This is a genomic window from Niallia nealsonii, assembly GCF_002835805.1.
Taxonomy (GTDB): domain Bacteria; phylum Bacillota; class Bacilli; order Bacillales; family Cytobacillaceae; genus Niallia; species Niallia nealsonii.
This window is the reverse complement of the sequence record NZ_PISE01000001.1, coordinates 47,033-65,351: the sequence shown is the minus strand read 5'-3', so window position 1 is coordinate 65,351 and position 18,319 is coordinate 47,033. Positions and strand designations below refer to the sequence as shown.

The 18,319-nt window shown below is 36.0% G+C and carries 14 protein-coding genes, 1 pseudogene and 1 riboswitch; of the genes and pseudogenes, 9 read left to right on the top strand and 6 right to left on the bottom strand.

Features of this window, described 5'->3' with window-relative positions:
• The first annotated feature begins 30 nt into the window (after positions 1–30).
• Positions 31–1,170, top strand: a pseudogene (gene tnpB, locus CWS01_RS00310) (IS200/IS605 family element RNA-guided endonuclease TnpB).
• Positions 1,171–1,250: 80 nt separating this feature from the next.
• Here tnpB and CWS01_RS00305 read toward each other — a convergent pair.
• Both CWS01_RS00305 and CWS01_RS00300 read right to left on the bottom strand, forming a co-directional pair.
• The gene (locus tag CWS01_RS00305) at positions 1,251–2,045 is read right to left on the bottom strand and encodes a YqhG family protein (protein ID WP_101174986.1); all 795 of its coding nucleotides are present in this window, start codon (positions 2,043–2,045) and stop codon (positions 1,251–1,253) included.
• A complete protein-coding gene (locus tag CWS01_RS00300) occupies positions 2,014–3,714 on the bottom strand; it encodes a DEAD/DEAH box helicase (protein ID WP_101174985.1) in 1,701 nt (566 codons plus the stop codon). Before CWS01_RS00300 ends, CWS01_RS00305 begins: the two co-directional genes overlap by 32 nt.
• A 376-nt stretch (positions 3,715–4,090) precedes the next feature.
• A riboswitch (glycine riboswitch) is annotated at positions 4,091–4,182 on the top strand.
• Positions 4,183–4,389: 207 nt separating this feature from the next.
• Here CWS01_RS00300 and gcvT point away from each other — a divergent pair.
• The 3 genes from gcvT to gcvPB are packed head-to-tail and all read left to right on the top strand — an operon-like array spanning position 4,390 to position 8,312.
• Complete coding sequence (gene gcvT, locus CWS01_RS00295) at positions 4,390–5,493, top strand: glycine cleavage system aminomethyltransferase GcvT (protein WP_101174984.1); 1,104 nt, start codon at positions 4,390–4,392, stop codon at positions 5,491–5,493.
• Positions 5,494–5,515: 22 nt separating this feature from the next.
• Positions 5,516–6,862: an aminomethyl-transferring glycine dehydrogenase subunit GcvPA gene (gcvPA, locus tag CWS01_RS00290; RefSeq protein WP_101174983.1), complete on the top strand. Its 1,347-nt coding sequence runs from the start codon at positions 5,516–5,518 to the stop codon at positions 6,860–6,862.
• Positions 6,855–8,312 (top strand): aminomethyl-transferring glycine dehydrogenase subunit GcvPB, encoded by a 1,458-nt coding sequence (gene gcvPB / locus CWS01_RS00285; protein ID WP_101174982.1) that lies wholly within the window; start codon positions 6,855–6,857, stop codon positions 8,310–8,312. The genes gcvPA and gcvPB overlap by 8 nt, the downstream gene beginning before the upstream one ends.
• Positions 8,313–8,545: 233 nt before the next feature.
• On the opposite strand, the gene CWS01_RS00280 is transcribed toward gcvPB, so the two are convergent.
• Positions 8,546–8,869 (bottom strand): rhodanese-like domain-containing protein, encoded by a 324-nt coding sequence (locus CWS01_RS00280; RefSeq protein WP_407938516.1) that lies wholly within the window; start codon positions 8,867–8,869, stop codon positions 8,546–8,548.
• 315 nt (positions 8,870–9,184) lie between these two features.
• On the opposite strand from CWS01_RS00280, the gene CWS01_RS00275 reads away from it, so the two are divergent.
• The 3 genes from CWS01_RS00275 (at position 9,185) to splB (ending at position 14,508) form a co-directional block, all read left to right on the top strand.
• Positions 9,185–10,021: a lipoate--protein ligase family protein gene (locus CWS01_RS00275; RefSeq protein ID WP_101174980.1), complete on the top strand. Its 837-nt coding sequence runs from the start codon at positions 9,185–9,187 to the stop codon at positions 10,019–10,021.
• Between the two features lie 776 nt (positions 10,022–10,797).
• Entirely contained in the window at positions 10,798–13,353 is a 2,556-nt protein-coding gene (locus CWS01_RS00270) for a vitamin B12-dependent ribonucleotide reductase (RefSeq protein WP_101174979.1), read from the top strand.
• 129 nt (positions 13,354–13,482) lie between these two features.
• The gene (gene splB, locus CWS01_RS00265) at positions 13,483–14,508 is read left to right on the top strand and encodes a spore photoproduct lyase (RefSeq protein WP_101174978.1); all 1,026 of its coding nucleotides are present in this window, start codon (positions 13,483–13,485) and stop codon (positions 14,506–14,508) included.
• Between the two features lie 118 nt (positions 14,509–14,626).
• On the opposite strand, the gene CWS01_RS22845 is transcribed toward splB, so the two are convergent.
• Complete coding sequence (locus tag CWS01_RS22845; RefSeq protein ID WP_101174977.1) at positions 14,627–14,887, bottom strand: hypothetical protein; 261 nt, start codon at positions 14,885–14,887, stop codon at positions 14,627–14,629.
• A 168-nt stretch (positions 14,888–15,055) separates the two neighbouring features.
• On the opposite strand from CWS01_RS22845, the gene CWS01_RS00255 reads away from it, so the two are divergent.
• Entirely contained in the window at positions 15,056–15,940 is an 885-nt protein-coding gene (locus CWS01_RS00255; RefSeq protein ID WP_101174976.1) for a patatin-like phospholipase family protein, read from the top strand.
• Positions 15,941–15,983: 43 nt separating this feature from the next.
• Here the strand turns inward: CWS01_RS00255 and CWS01_RS00250 are convergent, their stop codons facing one another.
• The gene (locus CWS01_RS00250) at positions 15,984–16,373 is read right to left on the bottom strand and encodes an SA1362 family protein (RefSeq protein WP_235851944.1); all 390 of its coding nucleotides are present in this window, start codon (positions 16,371–16,373) and stop codon (positions 15,984–15,986) included.
• A gap of 155 nt (positions 16,374–16,528) precedes the next feature.
• The gene (locus tag CWS01_RS00245; protein WP_101174974.1) at positions 16,529–17,467 is read right to left on the bottom strand and encodes a DUF1385 domain-containing protein; all 939 of its coding nucleotides are present in this window, start codon (positions 17,465–17,467) and stop codon (positions 16,529–16,531) included.
• A 272-nt stretch (positions 17,468–17,739) separates the two neighbouring features.
• Between CWS01_RS00245 and CWS01_RS00240 the strand changes: the two genes are divergently transcribed.
• The gene (locus CWS01_RS00240; protein WP_101174973.1) at positions 17,740–18,282 is read left to right on the top strand and encodes a YqhR family membrane protein; all 543 of its coding nucleotides are present in this window, start codon (positions 17,740–17,742) and stop codon (positions 18,280–18,282) included.
• Positions 18,283–18,319: the final 37 nt, after the last annotated feature.

The following is an 18,319-nucleotide window of genomic DNA, read 5'->3' as shown; positions in this document are numbered from 1 at the left end:
TTATAATAAGAGGAGAGGAGGAAAACAGCAATGTTGGTTCATAAAGCCTATAAATTTCGTATCTATCTAAACCGGAAACAGGAAATACTGATTGCTGAAACTATCGGCTGTGCCCGTTTTGTGTTCAACCATTTTTTAACAGAATGGAAGGATACTTACACAGAAACGAGCAAAGGATTAACCTATAAGGCTTGTTCTTCTCCATTGCCATCCTTAAAAAAAGAATTAGTATGGTTAAAAGAAGTAGACAGCACAGCTCTTCCATCCTCCCTCCAAAACCTAGCTGATTCCTATACTCGATTCTTCCAGAAACAAAACCAAGCCTCACGATTTAAGTCGAAAAAGAATCCCGTACAATCCTATACAACGAAGCATACGAACGGGAATATTGCCGTTGTCGCCCACAAAATTAAATTGCCTAAACTAGGTCTTGTTCGCTTTGCCAAAAGTCGGGAAGTAAAAGGTCGTATCGTAAGCGCTACGGTTAGACGTCATCCAAGCGGTAACTATTTTGTGTCTATCTTGGTAGAAACAGAAGTCCGGGAATTACCTAAAACTGGATCCTCTGTTGGGGTAGATGTTGGATTAAAAGACTTTGCCATCCTTTCCACTGGTGAAGTCATGGTTTCGTACAGGGGAAAAGAAATTGGCGGAGGCACAACGGATTCTTTCCAGACGACAACAAGTGGCTTTAAAACGAAAATGTCTATTAGAAGAAGCGGAAAATTATCAGAAACAAAAACGAAAAGTGGCGCGTCTTCATGAAAAAATCACGAATGCACGAATAGATTACTTGCAAAAAATCTCTACCAACATCATCCAAAACCACGATGTCATTGGCATAGAAGATTTGCAAGTATCGAATATGCTGAAAAACCACCAACTAGCCAAAGTAATTAGCGAAGCATCTTGGACAACATTCAGAACGATGGTAGAGTACAAAGCAAAATGGTATGGCAGACAAGTCATGGCTATGGCTAAAACATTCGCTAGTTCTCAGCTATGTTCGTGCTGCGGCTACCAAAATAAAGAGGTGAAGAATCTAAATCTTCGAGAATGGGATTGCCCTTCTTGTGGCGCCTCTCACGATCGAGATAGGAACGCAGGGCAAAATCTCCAAAAGGAAGCAATAAAAGACTTCTAACCGTAGGAACTACGGGGCTAGCCTAATCCATAACTAGCGGTTACGCTGGTGTTCTTAGGAATCTCCCACTTCCAACACACCGTAAGGTTGTTAAGTGGTGAGTAGTTCAAATAGCCTCAGAAGTTAAATAAAAGAGTCCTCCATTTATAATAGAGATATTTATTTTCGGCTCATATTGTTCTTGAAGGGCTAATTTTTCTGTTTCTAGGCTTTCTGAGTAGTCCTCCATCTCTTCATAGAAGTGTTCTAATAGACGTAAATCTTTTGCCCATCTTTGTTTTGCCTCTTCTGCCCATGTATAATCTTCTTTTAGCAAATCTTGTTTTACGGTATTTTCAATTCTTGTTATGCCGCTTTTTGGCATAATAAGCGGTGATAAGGTGAAGGCGAAATCAGGAATTTTTGCTGCTAATGGCAATTTTTCTAATTTTGATTGAAAATCATCGACAATTTGCCCATTGATTAGCTGCAAACCAATAGAACGAAAAATATCTCGTTTTCGATCACATTGATAAGATATTTTCATATTAATGTTAATCCAAGGTTTTAATGCAGTATGCTCTTGAGCTTTGCCTTCTCTATTTTCATATAAACGGATATAGCCGGATAATTTTTTTGCGCATGCAAATAACTGGTGTAATCGCGGGGATCCAAAGTGGATTAGCTCCCCTTTTATATCTTTTGGAGCAATGGTTGGGTTTGTAATCAGTGTTAACTTGGCTGGATTTGGAACACCGCCTGTTTTTTCAAGATAATGCCAATAAAATGGTCGATTCATCAGTTCTTTGTCAAGGTCAATGGTTAACTGCACTATTAAATACCCTTGTTTGTTTTCTAGTATCTCGCAGTCATTTGCTAAGAAAAAACGTTCAAGAAATTGATGTATTTCCTCTTGCTTCATTACTTTCACCTTCCTTTAAGCTTTGGGCAAATTCAATCATGCTTGTTAAATTATCCATTTTAATTTTCATTTCACCTTCTGTACGAGAATGAGAAAATATATCCATCATATGGTCGTCCATTTTGCCAAAATCTAATTTTGTTAAAATATCATCAAGATCGCCGACCACTTTTTCAAATAAATGAATTTTTTCATATAATAATTTTAAAATATGGTCTTCTACAGTATCCTTTATAGCAAAATTATAAATCATCACATTTTTTTCTTGTCCTAATCGGTGAATTCTTCCGATTCTTTGTTCTAGCCGCATTGGATTCCAAGGCAGATCAAAGTTGATGATATGATTGCAAAACTGCAGGTTGATCCCTTCGCCGCCGGCTTCTGTTGCAATAAGTACTTGAGCATGATTTTGAAATAAATCTCTCATCCAATCTTTTTTCCCTCTCTTAAAGCCGCCGCGAAAAGGAACCGACGTGATTCCGTGTTGTTTAAGAAACCATTGCAGATATAATTGTGTGGCCCGGTACTCTGTAAAAATAATAACTTTATCATCTATTTTTTTGATTAATTCTAAGGCTTTTTCTGCTTTTGAATTACTTTGAACAGCTTCTACCTTTTTCATTAAAAAACGAATATTTTGCAGTACTGCATCAGTTGGCTGTTCTGTTTTTTTTAGCATGTTCTGCAATGTATAGTAGACGGCTTCTCTTGAGCTGCATGCTTCTCTTTGCAGGGTAATCATCGAAAAAGAACTTCTGCTTTCTTCCGTAGCATCCGTATTTTTTACGTTTAAAATACTATCATATAGTTCTTTCTCTTCTTTAGAAAATTCAATAGTTATAGCTTCGACAATGCGTTTTGTCCATTCAATGCCAGTGTCTTGCCTTCTATTGCGGATCATCACTTTATTGACTAGTTCCTTTAAATGCTCATCATCATTAATAGAGCGGGCATCTTTTTTATATTTTTCGTAAAATGTTGCTTCATTGCCTAAATGTCCTGGTTTCAATAAAGAAACCAGGTTGAATATTTCACTTATGCGGTTTTGAATAGGTGTCGCAGTCAGCAATAGACAGAACTTCTTTTTTAAGTTTTGCACAAATTCATAGTTTTTAGTTTTATTATTTTTTAATTTATGGGCTTCATCAATAATTACTAAATCATAGTCTTGATTATAGATAATATCTTTATGCGGATCTCTTTTTGCTGTATCAATCGAAGATACTACGATATCTGCTTGTTCCCATACATAGCTTTTCCGTTGAATGACAGCGGGAATAAAAAATTTTGTATTTAATTCCATTGCCCATTGTGTGACAAGGGACGCAGGCACTAATATAAGCACTTTTTTTACAAGCCCTCGAATCATGTATTCTTTTAGAATCAATCCTGCTTCAATCGTTTTTCCAAGACCTACTTCATCTGCTAATATTGCTTTGCCGTTCATGTCTTCAATTACTTTTTTTGCAACTTCTAACTGATGGGGAAGTGGAGTTAAATCTGATAAATGTTTGGGAGCTTGCAATCCTTCGAACTCAGGAATAATCGTTTGCTGTTCAATTTCTAGAGCAAGTTTATATAATTCCCAATTTGCCCATGGACCATCATCATCCATTCTTTTCATCATTCCTTCATTCCATGAAGGTTCAAAGTTAATTGAAATTGTCATCTTGTTCTTCCTTTCTGTTAGATTTGCTTTTTTGTATATAGAAAAGAAATTTATTTTCTAAACACAGACGCTATATAAAAATAGACGGAATATATTGTATAAATTATCTATTTGAAATTATCTTGCAAAATGAAAAAAAGTAGTTGCCTGTTTTTTATTAGGATGTTAGGATTAAGTTGTTAAAAGTTTTGAAATTCTTCGCATTATATTTATTTAATTACTAAAATATGAACATTTTATGAGTTTTCCCTTGGAATGATCGTGTTTATTTGGTGAAAATAGTGATTTAAATACTATTTATTAAGATCATAAAGCTAGTATGTGAAAATATAGATAGTAATAGTATGGCCCATTGAAAATAATTTTATAAATGCGGATGAGAAATAGGGGAGAGACTACGTATGTGGCGCCGAAGGAGCAAACAATTTATTTTGTGAATCTCTCAGGCAAAAGAACTCTATTTTGACGCAGCTCTGGAGAGTGCTGTATTCTCTTTTTTTAGAGAGTCGGCCACCAAAGGGGACAGCCGAGATTTTCGGTAAACTTTCAGGTGCAAGGACAGAGACCCTAACTTTTTATAAGGGAGGGTTATGTCCTTTTTTTGCGGCCTTTTTTAAAGGAACGAATCCTCACTAAAAAGTTTCATAGAAAAATAAAAGAAAAGGAGCGATTAATATGACGGAGTTAAAGCGGACACCATTATTTCCTTTTTATAAACAATATGGCGGAAAAACGATCGATTTTGGTGGTTGGGATTTGCCTGTACAATTTTCAAGTATAAAAGAGGAGCATGAGGCGGTAAGAACAAAAGCTGGTTTATTTGATGTTTCTCATATGGGGGAAATAGAAGTAAAAGGAAAAGAAAGTTTGAGATTTTTACAAAAAATGTTAACAAATGACATCGCAAAAATTAAAAATGGTGGAGCACAATATGCTGCCATGTGCTATGAAAATGGCGGAACCGTCGATGATTTGCTTACATATAAATTAGCGGATGACCATTATTTATTGGTAGTTAATGCCTCTAATATCGAAAAAGATTTTAATTGGCTCAAAGAACATGTAGAAGGGGAAGTTGAATTAGTTAATTTGTCAGAATGTTACGCACAATTGGCTCTTCAAGGACCATTAGCTGGAAAAGTTATTAAAAAAATAAACCCAGATATTAATTTAAGTGCAATCGGCTATTTTCAATTCCATCAAAAACAAAATCTTGCTGACAAGGAAGTGTTGTTGTCTCGTACAGGATATACAGGAGAAGATGGATTTGAAATTTATTGTGACAGCAAGGATGCAGGGGAGTTATGGCAGGAGATTCTTGCAGCTGGGAAAGAAGAGGGCATTATTCCTTGTGGATTAGGGGCAAGAGACACTCTTCGTTTTGAAGCAACACTTGCACTTTATGGGCAAGAATTATCAGCAAGTATTTCGCCGTTAGAAGCAGGTATCGGCTTTGCAGTTAAATTAAATAAAGAAGCAGATTTTATCGGGAAATCTGCATTAGTAGCGCAAAAAGAAAATGGGATTGCTAGAAAGCTTGTTGGTATAGAAATGATAGACAGAGGAATTCCAAGACATGGCTATAAAGTCTATGCAAATGGAGAACTGATTGGGGAAGTAACAACAGGAACACAATCTCCAACGCTAAAGAAAAACATTGGGTTAGTTCTATTAAATACAGAATATGCAAAGTTAGATCAGGAAGTGGAAATCGAAATTAGAGGGAAATATGTAAAAGCAAAAGTAGTAGCCACTCCATTTTATAAAAGAACAAATTAAATAGTAGGAGGAGTTTAATAGGATGAAACATCGCTATTTACCAATGACGATTGAAGATAAAAAAGCAATGTTAGAAACGATTGGGGTAAATTCTGTTGATAAACTTTTTACAGATATTCCAGAAAGTGTTCGTTTTCAAGGAGAATACAATATTAAACCGGCTAAAGATGAATTTGCACTATTAAAAGAATTAAGCAGATTAGCAACAAAAAATGCGGATGCTAAATCAAATGTTTCTTTTTTAGGTGCAGGTGTATATGATCATTATTCTCCTGTCATTGTGGATCATGTTATTTCACGTTCTGAGTTTTATACAGCATATACTCCTTATCAGCCAGAAATTTCACAAGGTGAACTGCAAGCAATTTTTGAATTTCAAACGATGATTTGCGAGCTTACTGGCATGGATGTAGCAAACTCTTCCATGTATGATGGCCCAACAGCTTTAGCTGAAGCAGGGATGTTAAGTGCAGGTGCGACAAAAAGAAAAAAAATACTTGTATCGAGTACCGTTCATCCAGAAGCAAAGGAAGTTGTGAAAACATATGCTAAAGGCCAATATATTGAGGTAGTGGAAATCCCTCATAATAATGGTGTGACAGATATTGATGCGCTAAAAGAAATGATGGGCAAAGAGGTTGCAGCTGTGATGATTCAGTATCCTAACTTCTTTGGGAGAATTGAACCGTTAAAAGAGCTAGAAGAAATTATTCATGCGGATAAAGGAATGTTTGTTGTTTCCAGCAATCCATTAGCATTAGGCATTTTAACACCACCAGGAAAATTTAATGCGGATATTGTTGTAGGAGATGCTCAATGCTTTGGCATTCCTCAAGGATTTGGTGGACCACATTGCGGTTATTTTGCTGTAACATCTAAATTGATGCGTAAAGTGCCAGGGCGTTTAGTTGGGCAAACAGTAGATGATGAAGGAAAAAGAGGCTTTGTTTTGACTTTGCAAGCAAGGGAACAACATATCCGCAGAGATAAGGCCACATCTAATATTTGTTCTAATCAAGCTTTAAATGCACTAGCTGCTTCTGTTGCCATGACAGCACTTGGAAAACATGGAGTAAAAGAAATGGCAATCAGCAACCTACAAAAGTCAGCATATGCAAAAAAAAAATTTAAAGAAGCTGGCTTTGAAATCGCCTTTGATGGTCATTCTTTTAATGAGTTTGTTGTCAATTGTAAGGCGTCGGTTTCTGCAATTAATCGAGAACTTCTGCAAAAAGGAATCATAGGTGGATATGATTTAGGCAGGGATTATGACAATCTTGATCATCATATGCTTGTAGCTGTAACAGAATTAAGAACAAAAGAGGAAATCGATGAATTTGTAAAAGAATTGGAGGATTACCATGCATAATCAAGAAGTAGCACTTATATTTGAAAGCAGTACACCTGGGCGTATTGGATACAGTCTCCCTGAAATGGATGTGCCGGAACTTCCGTTAGAAGATCTTTTGCCAACTGATTATGTAAGGGAAGAAAATCCAGAGTTGCCAGAGGTTTCTGAGTTGGATATTATGCGCCATTATACAGCTTTATCAAAAAGAAACCACGGTTTGGATTCTGGGTTTTATCCATTAGGTTCTTGTACGATGAAATATAATCCAAAGATTAATGAGAATGTCGCAAGATTCACAGGTTTTGCCAATATTCATCCATTACAAGAAGAAAGCTCTATTCAAGGTGCATTGGAGCTGATGTACGATTTGCAAGAGCATTTAACAGAAATAACAGGGATGGATGAAGTGACACTGCAGCCAGCAGCAGGAGCTCATGGGGAATGGACGGGACTTATGATGATTCGTGCATACCATGCAGCAAACGGTGATATTCACCGCACCAAAGTTATTGTTCCTGACTCTGCTCATGGTACAAACCCAGCATCAGCAACAGTTGCAGGCTTAGAAACAATAACAGTAAAGTCAAATGAGCATGGTTTAGTAGACTTAGCAGATTTAAGAAGAGTGGTTGGAGAAGATACGGCTGCACTGATGTTAACAAATCCAAATACGTTAGGTTTATTTGAAGAAAATATTTTAGAAATGGCCGAAATTGTTCATAGTGCCGGCGGAAAATTATATTATGATGGTGCTAATTTAAATGCCGTTTTATCAAAAGCTAGACCAGGAGATATGGGATTTGATGTTGTTCATTTAAACCTGCATAAGACTTTTACAGGACCTCATGGCGGCGGAGGTCCAGGGTCAGGCCCAGTAGGAGTAAAAGCAGATTTGATTCCATTTTTACCGAAGCCTGTTATCGTAAAAATTGGCGATGAATATAGTTTTGACTATGATCGTCCACAATCAATTGGCCGAGTTAAACCTTTTTATGGGAATTTTGGGATTAATGTTCGCGCTTATACGTATATCCGCTCCATGGGCCCAGATGGTTTAAAAGCGGTAACCGAAAATGCGGTATTAAATGCTAATTATATGATGAGAAGATTAGCAGAATTTTATGATCTGCCATTTGACCGTCATTGCAAGCATGAATTTGTATTAAGCGGAAAACGCCAGAAGAAGTTGGGTGTCCGTACATTGGATATAGCCAAAAGACTTTTAGATTTCGGCTATCATCCACCAACTATCTACTTCCCCCTTAATGTAGAAGAATGTATCATGATTGAACCGACTGAAACCGAATCAAAAGAAACATTAGACCAATTTATTGATGCGATGATTCAGATCGCAAAAGAAGCAGAGGAAACACCAGAAATTGTGCAAGAAGCACCTCATACAACCGTAATTGGTCGATTAGATGAGACGTTGGCTGCACGGAAACCAGTATTGCGTTATATAAAGTGAAACTAACAATCAGCGAGGGGAGTTCCCTCGCTGATTATTAATTGAATCAATTGGGCTTTACCGGGCAAGTTTCTTCCTAGCTAGATTTCTTTTGCTTCCTATATAATCCCAGAGCTTGTTGTTTTCTAACCATTTTATAAGTGCATACATTTTTTGTGACGAGAAAAATTTTGCACGCAAAAAAGAGGGAGGATAATTTGTGTACCCCCCTCTTTTTATATAGTAAATCAATATTAATTTTTAATTTTCACTTTTCCAGACCATTTCTTAAATCCGCCTTGCAGCTGTGTAAGCTCTTTATAGCCTTTGCGATGAAGCGTTTGAGCTGCTCTTCCACTCCGCATGCCATTTTGGCAGTATAGATATACTGGTTTATCTGGACGAATTTCTCCTTGGCGCATTTTTAGTTGAGATAAAGGAATATTTCTAGCACCTAAAACATGGCCTGCGTCAAATTCATTTGGCTCTCTTACATCTATTAGTTGTGCCTTTCTATATCCTTGGCGGAATTCTTCCTCTGTTACTGTTTTTACTATTCTACGTTGATACAGCCACATTATCACAGAATAGATGATAAATGCTGCAATTGCTATTAGAAGAGTATAAATCGCTTCCAATGCTCATTCTCCTTTCCATTACATACACTTCTTCTATTATATAAGCGAAACGTGATACTAGTAAAGAGAATACTTTTCGAATGAAGAAACTTTTAAAAGTAGTTATTGTTAATATTAGCGAGCATTTAATATTATATAGAAAAATAAATTGAAATTTATGGAAGAAAAGCCTGATTGCTTTTCATCCTATCTACTTTTTGGTAGACTTATAACTTGGTTTTAAGTACATAAGATTATTGTAAAGAAGGGGTTTAAATGGCAAAAGAAACTTGGAGATTTATCGATACTGGCAAACGTTCGCCTGCTTTTAATATGGCGCTGGACGAAGCGTTATTAGAATGGCACTCTACTGGTGAATTTCCCCCTGTTATACGGTTTTATGGTTGGGACCCAGCAACGCTTTCCATTGGCTATTTTCAAAAAGTAGAAAAAGAAATAAACATGGATGCGGTAAAGGAGCTTAATCTAGGTTTTGTTAGAAGACCAACAGGCGGAAGAGGGGTCCTTCATGAACATGAATTAACATACAGTGTTATTGTTTCAGAAGATTATCCAGATATGCCGAAAACTGTTACAGAAGCATATAGAGTGATTTCAGAGGGGATTTTAAGAGGGTTTCATCTACTAGGATTAGATGCTTATTTTTCCGTACCAAAAACAGAAGAGCAAAAAAACAGCTTGAAAAATCCTCGTTCTGCTGTTTGTTTTGATGCGCCAAGCTGGTATGAATTAGTGGTAGAAGGAAGAAAGGTAGCAGGAAGTGCGCAAACAAGACAAAAAGGGGTCATTTTGCAGCATGGTTCTATTCTTTTAGATTTAGATGAAGATAAATTATTTCAGTTGTTTAAATATTCGAATGAACGTGTAAAAGAAAGAATGCAAAAAGCTTTTAAAGAAAAAGCGGTTGCGATAAATAGCTTAACTTCAAAGGAAATTACACTTGATATGGCAAAAGTTGCTTTTAAAAAGGGCTTTGAAGAGGGATTGGATATTCATCTAGAGTCATATGAATTAACAGAAGAGCAAGTGAAATATGTCGATAAGCTAGCAAAAGAAAGATACGAAAATGATGAATGGAATTTTCGCAGATAAATGAAGATAGCAGTTTCTGTTTTATAGAGTGCTTTTTAAGGGCACTCTTTTGTTTAGGATGTTTTCATAAACTTTGTTGCTTTTAAAGGAGTCGGTTGATTGCAGTGAAGGGATGCTCGCTTTCCATGGGGCTCTTCAGGCTGTGAACTGCGGGGTCTCACCTGTTCCGCTAATCCCACAGGAGTCTCGCACCTCTCACTCCAATCCACCTGTTTTAACTCTGGATTTACTCATAGAAACTATCCGAAAAACAACAATCTTTTAGAAAACAGCCTTTGTTTATTGAGCGCATAAACAATATCGAATATCTGATATTTTGTTTTGTCTGAAAATATTTTTTTCCTGCTTATGTGGAAAAAATATCTTTAGGTCACTGGTATATCTTAATGTTTAAGATGTAAGCATGGAAAATGACGGATTTTTGTTCTTTTTATGCTTCTATCTGCTACTCTCTCTATTCTTCTTGCAAATCTCCTTTTTTTCCTCGTTTGACAAATGAAGTTCAAATAAAAAACACTATATATTGTTTGGTAATTAATTTTAAACACTATATATTGATTTTGATTTTTTGATATGTTAATTTAAATATAGTTACTCCATATAAAAAGGAAATTGATAGATACGAAGTCTTTTATAACTAGTATCATCTTACTTCATTTCATGTTAGACATCTTAGACTGTTCGATTACTTTTTATCGGCAGTCTTTCTATTTGTTTAAATATAGTTATAAAAAAGTTTTATTAAATATGGTGAAAAATCCAAAGGGGTTGTGTGCATGTCAATTATGATCAAGCAAGATATAAAAATTAGTATTGAAAAGTTAAATGAAGACATTAAATTATTTCCAGAGGTTCATCCCATAACCTCAGATATGAAAACTGTATATAAGGGTGTTTCCCGTCTTGTAATGCTTGATCGCTATACATTTAAGGATACAAAAAAGACGACGCTTTCTAGTGGGGATTTTGTTGTATTAACGATTAAAGAAGATCCGGAATTTCCAGCAAGAGGTTTAGGCTTTATCCAAGAAATCAACTATGAAGCAAAGATGGCAAGTGTTGTGGTAGAAGAAGAGTTTAGAGGTGTATTAGAAGGCGAAGAAGGAGAAACTGGCGTTATCCTTCGTTCATTAGATGTAATTGAAAAGCCGCTAGAAATCTTCTATGAACAAATTGCGAAAAGAAATGCAACAGGTTTGGCATCTGTGGAAAAAACAGAAGAAAAAAGAAAAGAATGGTTCCAAAAGTTTTATCAAGAACTAGTGAATCTAAACTTTATTCCAGCTGGGCGCGTATTATATGGTGCAGGTGCAGGTACAGATGTTACTTATTTCAATTGCTATGTCATGCCATTTGTACAAGATTCAAGAGAAGGAATTTCCGAACATCGTAAGCAAGTAATGGAAATTATGAGCCGTGGCGGTGGTGTTGGTACAAATGGATCGACATTAAGACCACGCAATACTCTTGCAAAAGGCGTAAACGGTAAGTCATCAGGTTCTGTATCTTGGCTTGATGATATTGCTAAATTGACTCATTTAGTGGAGCAGGGCGGAAGTCGTCGCGGAGCTCAAATGATTATGCTTAGTGATTGGCACCCAGATATTGTGGAGTTTATTATTTCAAAAATGCAAAATCCGCGCATCTTGCGTTTTTTAATTGAAAACACACAAGATGAAACGATAAAAAAATATGCAAAAGAAAAATTAAAATTCACTCCTCTTTCCCATCAAGAAAAGGAAATGTACGAAGGCCTTCTTCTCTATAAAAATATTCCTGGACAAGGCGGTTTTAATGATGCAGTGATGCAGGAAGCGGAAGAAAAACTAGCAGTGGGCGGGAATTTTTCCGTGCATCAATCAGAATTTTTAACTGGTGCGAACATTTCTGTATGCTTAACAAAAGAATTTATGGATGCAGTGGATAAGGATGAAGAGTATGAACTAAGATTCCCTGATGTCGAAAGCTATACGCCGGAGGAAATGGAGTATTACAATACAGAGTGGCATAAATCTGGTGATGTGAGAGAATGGCAAGCAAAAGGATTAGGTGTACGCGTTTATAGAAAAACAAAAGCGAAAGAGCTATGGAACTTAATTAATATTTGTGCAACATATTCAGCAGAACCAGGAATTTTCTTTATTGATAATGCAAATGAAATGACAAATGCGACGAGCTACGGACAAAAAGTGGTCGCAACAAATCCTTGCGGTGAGCAGCCACTCGCACCATTTAGTGTATGTAATCTTGCAGCAGTTAATTTGGCTGAAATGGCAGACAAAAAAACAAAAACAGTAGATTTTGAAAAGCTGAAGCAAACAGTGGAGATTGGCGTTCGCATGCAAGAAAACGTTATAGACGCAACACCATATTTCCTTGCAGAGAATAAAAAACAAGCACTTGGAGAACGTCGTGTTGGTTTAGGTGTTATGGGGCTGCATGACTTGCTCATTTACTGTGAAACGGAGTATGGTTCAAAAGAAGGCAATGTATTAGTCGATCAAGTATTTGAAACAATTGCGACTACAGCATACAAAGCTTCTGTAGAACTGGCAAAAGAAAAAGGAAGCTTCCCATTCCTTACGGCAGAAACAGAAGAAACAGAAATGAAACTAAGACAAGCGTTTATTCAAACAGGATTTATGAAAAAAATGCCAAAGGAACTTCGCGAAGATATTTTAAAATACGGTATTCGCAATTCGCATTTATTGACGGTTGCTCCGACGGGAAGTACAGGAACAATGGTTGGCGTGTCAACAGGATTGGAACCATATTTTTCTTTCTCCTATTTCCGCAGTGGCAGACTTGGCAAATTTATTGAAGTGAAAGCAGATATTGTACAAGAATATTTAGATAATAACCCTGATGCAGATCCAAATAACTTGCCAAGTTGGTTTGTAGCTGCAATGGATTTATCTCCAAAAGCACATGCAGATGTTCAATGCATCATTCAAAGATGGATTGACAGTTCTATCAGTAAAACAGTTAATGCTCCTAAAGGCTATAGCGTTGAACAAGTGCAGAAGGTATATGAAAGATTATACAAAGGAGGCGCAAAGGGTGGAACGGTTTATGTAGATGGCTCTCGCGACAGCCAAGTATTAACCTTAAAAGCAGAAGAAAATACATTTGATGATGAAAAAAAGGATAAAGAAGCGGCAAAACCACATGTTTTATTAGTAGATACAATTACTGAATTAAGTTCTAACAATGTAACAATAGGTTCAGAAATTGGCGATACGTGCCCAGTATGCCGAAAAGGGATTGTAGAGGAAATTGGTGGATGCAATACTTGCTCCAATTGCAATACACAATTAAAATGTGGCCTGTAAAAGAATGGTTAACGCAAGAGGATGGGGATAATTCCCTGTCTTTTTTTGTTTTTTTAACCCACATTAATAGTATGAGTCCATTTTAATGATGCAAATGAAAAGAGTTTAAGAAAGGAGCACTTTTTCTTTATGAAACCATTTATTCCGCAATTAGTATATATTGAACCTAAAGCATTAGACTATCCTTTGGGGAGAGAACTAAAAGAAAAGTTTGAAAAAATGGGACTAGAGATTAGAGAAACAACCTCCCATAATCAAGTAAGAGGGATACCTGGGGATAATGAGTTTCAACAATATCGTAATGCTAAATCTACTTTAGTTGTTGGAGTCCGCAAAACGTTAAAATTTGATACCTCTAAACCCTCTGCAGAATATGCTATTCCACTTGCAACAGGGTGTATGGGTCATTGCCATTACTGTTATTTGCAAACTACACTTGGCAGCAAACCGTATATTAGAACATATGTAAACATTGAAGAAATATTTGCACAAGCAGATGAATACATGAAAGAGCGTGGAGAGCAAATTACTCGTTTTGAAGCAGCTTGTACTTCTGATATTGTTGGCATTGATCATTTAACCCATTCCCTAAAAAAAGCCATTGAGCATTTTGGAAAATCAGAAACAGGAAGGCTCCGGTTTGTAACAAAATATCATCATGTGGATCATCTATTAGATGCAAAACATAATGGCAAAACAAGATTTCGTTTCAGTGTCAATTCCAGATATGTCATTAAAAATTTTGAGCCTGGCACTTCTAGTTTTGATGAGCGATTGGAAGCTGCAAGAAAAGTAGCCAATGCAGGCTATCCGCTAGGATTTATTGTCGCCCCCATTTATTTGCATGAAGACTGGAAAGAAGGATATTATGAATTATTTCAGCGCTTATCAGAAAGTCTAAAAGATACTGTAATTGAAGATTTGACATTTGAAATGATTCAGCATCGGTTCACAAAACCAGCCAAAAAAGTAATTGCAAAAAGATATCCAAAAACAAAACTAGAAATGGATGAAGAAAAGCGCAAATATAAATGGGGACGATATGGAATAGGCAAGTATGTATATAAAGATGATGAAGCGAAGGATTTAGAAGGAACACTTCGTGGCTATATTGCAGAATTTTTCCCATATGCAGAAGTTGCTTACTTTACGTAAAATTCTTTACAGTATAAAAAACAGAAAGTTGGGAAATGCCAGCTTTCTGTTTTTTTTGTCATAACACTTCAGCTATTTATAAAAAACAATTTTTCTTATTGTTCGATTTTGTATTTAATTAATAACCATAGTACGGTGGATATCCGTAATATGGAGGATATCCGTAATATGGGGGATATCCATAATATGGAGAATATCCATATCCTGGTGATAATAATGCCCCTGTTGCTAGCCCACCTAGAAAACCTAAGCCTACTCCGAAACCAGGTCTTCCGAAACCAGGTCTTCCAAATCCAGGTCTTCCAAATCCGGGTCTTCCGAAACCAGGTCTTCCAATGGGTCTTCTAACTTCCTCATGCAAATAGAGTGATTGATTCATTGTAATGCCCTCCTCATTTTTCTTTTTATACAACAATAGTTTATGTGCAAAGATTGGACTATGTATGGGTAAAACGTCTAGAAATAAACAAATTATAAATCCAAGTACTATTTTTTGTCTCACTCGCTTAAAGTGTATCAATGCACGAATTATAAGGAGAGTGACTTTATGTACATAGACGGGGTTTTTTCAGGCGGTGGAATCAAAGGTCTAGCATTAATCGGTGCATATGAAGTCGTGGAGGAAAAGGGATTAAAGTTTACAAGGCTGGCAGGTACAAGTGCAGGTTCAATTGTTGCGGCTTTTGTTGCTGCAAATTATTCAAGCAAGGAGATAAAGGAGTTGCTCGAAGAATTGGACTTAGCTCTATTTATGGATGCGCGAAAACTTTTGATTCCTTTTCCATTAGCCAAATGGTTATTTGTTTATTGGAAATTGGGCTTATATAAAGGCAATGCATTGGAGAAATGGCTGGAAGAAAAATTAGCAGCAAAAGGTATACGTACATTTGCTGATTTGCCTCCACAAACTTTAAGAGTTATTGCCTCCGACATTACCAATGGAGTACTGTTAGTTTTGCCAGATGATCTCCCTAAATATGGAATTAACCCACAGCGTTTTTCTGTGGCAAAAGCAATTAGAATGAGCTGCAGTTTACCTTATTTTTTTGAACCGGTAAAATTAGGTCCACCTACTAATAAGAGCATTATTGTGGATGGAGGGGTTTTAAGCAATTTTCCTATGTGGCTGTTTGACCAGGAAAATATTCTGAAAACAAGACCAGTATTAGGGATATCAGTAAGGCATCATATTGCAGAACATCCGAGACATGTAATTCGTAATGCAATACAGTTATTTGGAGCCATGTTTGAAACGATGAAAGATGCCCATGACTCCCGGTATATTTCCAGAAAACATGCCAAAAATATTATTTTTATTCCAACAGAAGGAATCGCAGTAACAGAATTCTCCTTAACAAAGGAAAGGCAAGAGGAGTTGCATCAATTAGGCAGAGCCTGTGCTCAAAAGTTTTTTAAAACATGGACTTATTAAAACATATATAAGCTAGCTGCTGATCAAAAAAAGAATCGAACTTCTATAAAGAAGCCCGATTCTTTTTTTTTCCTTTTTTGCCCTCAATAACAGTAAGATGCGCTGAAGTAGTACTGCGCTTAAATTTTTTTGCTTTTAAGGAAGAATTAGATTTTAGACTAGCTGGTTTATTTGAGGATTTTTCCTTAAAATTCAGCCTTTTTTTAGATTTTTTTGCTGCTTTAATAAAAGCTTTCTGTTCTTTTTTTTGAGGGCTGCTTTTGTATAGTCGTTGAGCAATAAACCAAATAAGTACACCAACTACTAATAAAACCGCAATGTTTTTTACAAAACCAATTGGGTCTGTAATTAGTCTGGATACTAAACCGATTGAAGCAAATAAAATCACGAAACTGATGACTGCTATTGAAATACGATTCTTCAAAAAAGCCACCTCCCTAAAAGCATGATAAGCATTTTTTTAAAATTTTAAACGAGTAATTACAAAAGTTTATTCAAATTTAAATAATTTAGCAATAAATGAAGGGGTTTTTTAAAAAAAATTTTAAATATGGAATATAAAGTTTGTGTTATTTGCTAATTTATCAGCTAAATCGATGATGCATTGTGTTGTGCTGTTTCTTGTTCTCTTCGTACAAGCTCTTTAAATGAAAAAATCGCTACTTCTACTTGATCATCCTTTGGCTCTTTTGTTGTTAGAAGCTGCAGCCATAAACCAGGCAACCCTAAATATTTTAAAATTGGAACGTTTTTGACTTTATTGGTTAGTTGCAGAACTTCAAAAGAAATTCCTAAAACGAAGGGTATTAGCGCTATTCTGCTTAATACACGTTCCACCAGGGAATCAGTCGGAAAAAATAGATAAAGAAATAATCCAACAAATACAGTGAATAATATAAAACTGCTGCCGCATCGGTAATGAAGGCGAGATTGTGCTTGAACATTTTTTACGGTTAAATCTAATCCATTTTCAAAGCAGTTTATTACTTTATGCTCTGCCCCATGATATTGGAATACTCTTTTAATTAATGGAGTTAAAGAAACAAAGTATATATAACTTAACAAAAGAATTAGCTTAAAAAAGCTCTCTAATAAAATTTGCCCGAAATGTCCGCTGATTACCGGCTGAAAAAGTGCGGCTAAAAAAGTAGGAACTAATGTAAAAATAAATTTTCCAAATAAAAAGGATAGGATGCCGATTGCTGCAACACCAAGTATCATGGTTAATTTAGAAGGTTCTTGTTCTGTTAATTTATAATCTTCTTCCGGATCCACATCATAGCGGTCGGTTGAGTAATTTAAATGTTTTGTGCCGTTTCCGCTTGCTTCAATAATGGAAACAAGTCCTCGCACGAAAGGGATTTTTTTTAGTTTCGCAAATTTTTGATTATGTTTGCGTGGAAGATGGAAATACTCGATTGTTTGATCTTTGCGTCTAATAGCAGTGATGTAATGATGTTTTCCCCCGAACATTACTCCCTCTACCACTGCTTGCCCCCCATAAATAGGTTTTTGCTCATTTCCCATGAAAGTTACACCAGCCTCAGGTTAAATTTGATGAAACAGCAAAATATAAATATTTTTTCTGTTAGTAAAGAAGAAAATCGAATTGCTGTATATACCTATTTCTATATTACTAAAAATATCGCAAAACAACTAGCCTAACGCCTTATTTACTTTCACTGTATGAATCTGATTCAGAAGGAATGAACAGCAAGATAACGGTGATACTATATACAGCATTAGTTTATGTTAAGAGAGGAAGATTTTTTCCAAAAAACATGTTGGAGGTATCTATTATGTCAAATGATAAACAGCAAAGTAAGGAGAAAAAAAAACAGCATGAAAAGCCAATGTCATTTATTGCACTCGTTATTTGGACGGGGATGATAGGAGGGATGGTTTGGTCATCGATTGGCTATCTTGCATACTATTTAAATTTTACAGAGATTCCAGTTAATATTCTTTTAGAACCATGGGCGCTTGGAGAGTGGAAAAGAGGGTGGCTTGGAACGGTCATTAGTATAATAGTACTTGGAGCGCTTTCTACTGGAGCAGCTTTTGCTTATTATCTTGCTTTAAGAAAGTTTAAAAAAATATACATAAGCATAGGGTTTGGCCTTGCTTTATTTGCCTTTGTTTTTATTGTACTGAATCCAATATTTCCAAGCATGGATCCTTTTTTAAAGCTAAAGAGAGATACATTGATTACATCGGCTTGTCTATATGTACTTTATGGGGTGTTTGTCGGCTATACTATTTCATATGAAGAAAGTGAAATTCAAACCAAAAAAATGAAAGAAAAAAAAGCTAATTCAAATATTTCGAGTAGTGAAGGATAATAAAACTATGATAAAATACTGTCGATGAATCGTTTTT

Bases quoted from the DNA above. Each gene is read 5' to 3' on its own strand.
- splB (WP_101174978.1), top strand. From the start codon at position 13,483: ATGAAACCATTTATTCCGCAATTAGTATATATTGAACCTAAAGCATTA.
- CWS01_RS00280 (WP_407938516.1), bottom strand. From the start codon at position 8,869: ATGTGGCTGTATCAACGTAGAATAGTAAAAACAGTAACAGAGGAAGAA.
- CWS01_RS22845 (WP_101174977.1), bottom strand. From the start codon at position 14,887: ATGAATCAATCACTCTATTTGCATGAGGAAGTTAGAAGACCCATTGGA.
- CWS01_RS00300 (WP_101174985.1), bottom strand. From the start codon at position 3,714: ATGACAATTTCAATTAACTTTGAACCTTCATGGAATGAAGGAATGATG.
- CWS01_RS00305 (WP_101174986.1), bottom strand. From the start codon at position 2,045: ATGAAGCAAGAGGAAATACATCAATTTCTTGAACGTTTTTTCTTAGCA.
- gcvT (WP_101174984.1), top strand. From the start codon at position 4,390: ATGACGGAGTTAAAGCGGACACCATTATTTCCTTTTTATAAACAATAT.
- CWS01_RS00245 (WP_101174974.1), bottom strand. From the start codon at position 17,467: ATGGGAAATGAGCAAAAACCTATTTATGGGGGGCAAGCAGTGGTAGAG.
- CWS01_RS00270 (WP_101174979.1), top strand. From the start codon at position 10,798: ATGTCAATTATGATCAAGCAAGATATAAAAATTAGTATTGAAAAGTTA.
- CWS01_RS00240 (WP_101174973.1), top strand. From the start codon at position 17,740: ATGTCAAATGATAAACAGCAAAGTAAGGAGAAAAAAAAACAGCATGAA.
- gcvPB (WP_101174982.1), top strand. From the start codon at position 6,855: ATGCATAATCAAGAAGTAGCACTTATATTTGAAAGCAGTACACCTGGG.
- CWS01_RS00275 (WP_101174980.1), top strand. From the start codon at position 9,185: ATGGCAAAAGAAACTTGGAGATTTATCGATACTGGCAAACGTTCGCCT.
- CWS01_RS00255 (WP_101174976.1), top strand. From the start codon at position 15,056: ATGTACATAGACGGGGTTTTTTCAGGCGGTGGAATCAAAGGTCTAGCA.
- gcvPA (WP_101174983.1), top strand. From the start codon at position 5,516: ATGAAACATCGCTATTTACCAATGACGATTGAAGATAAAAAAGCAATG.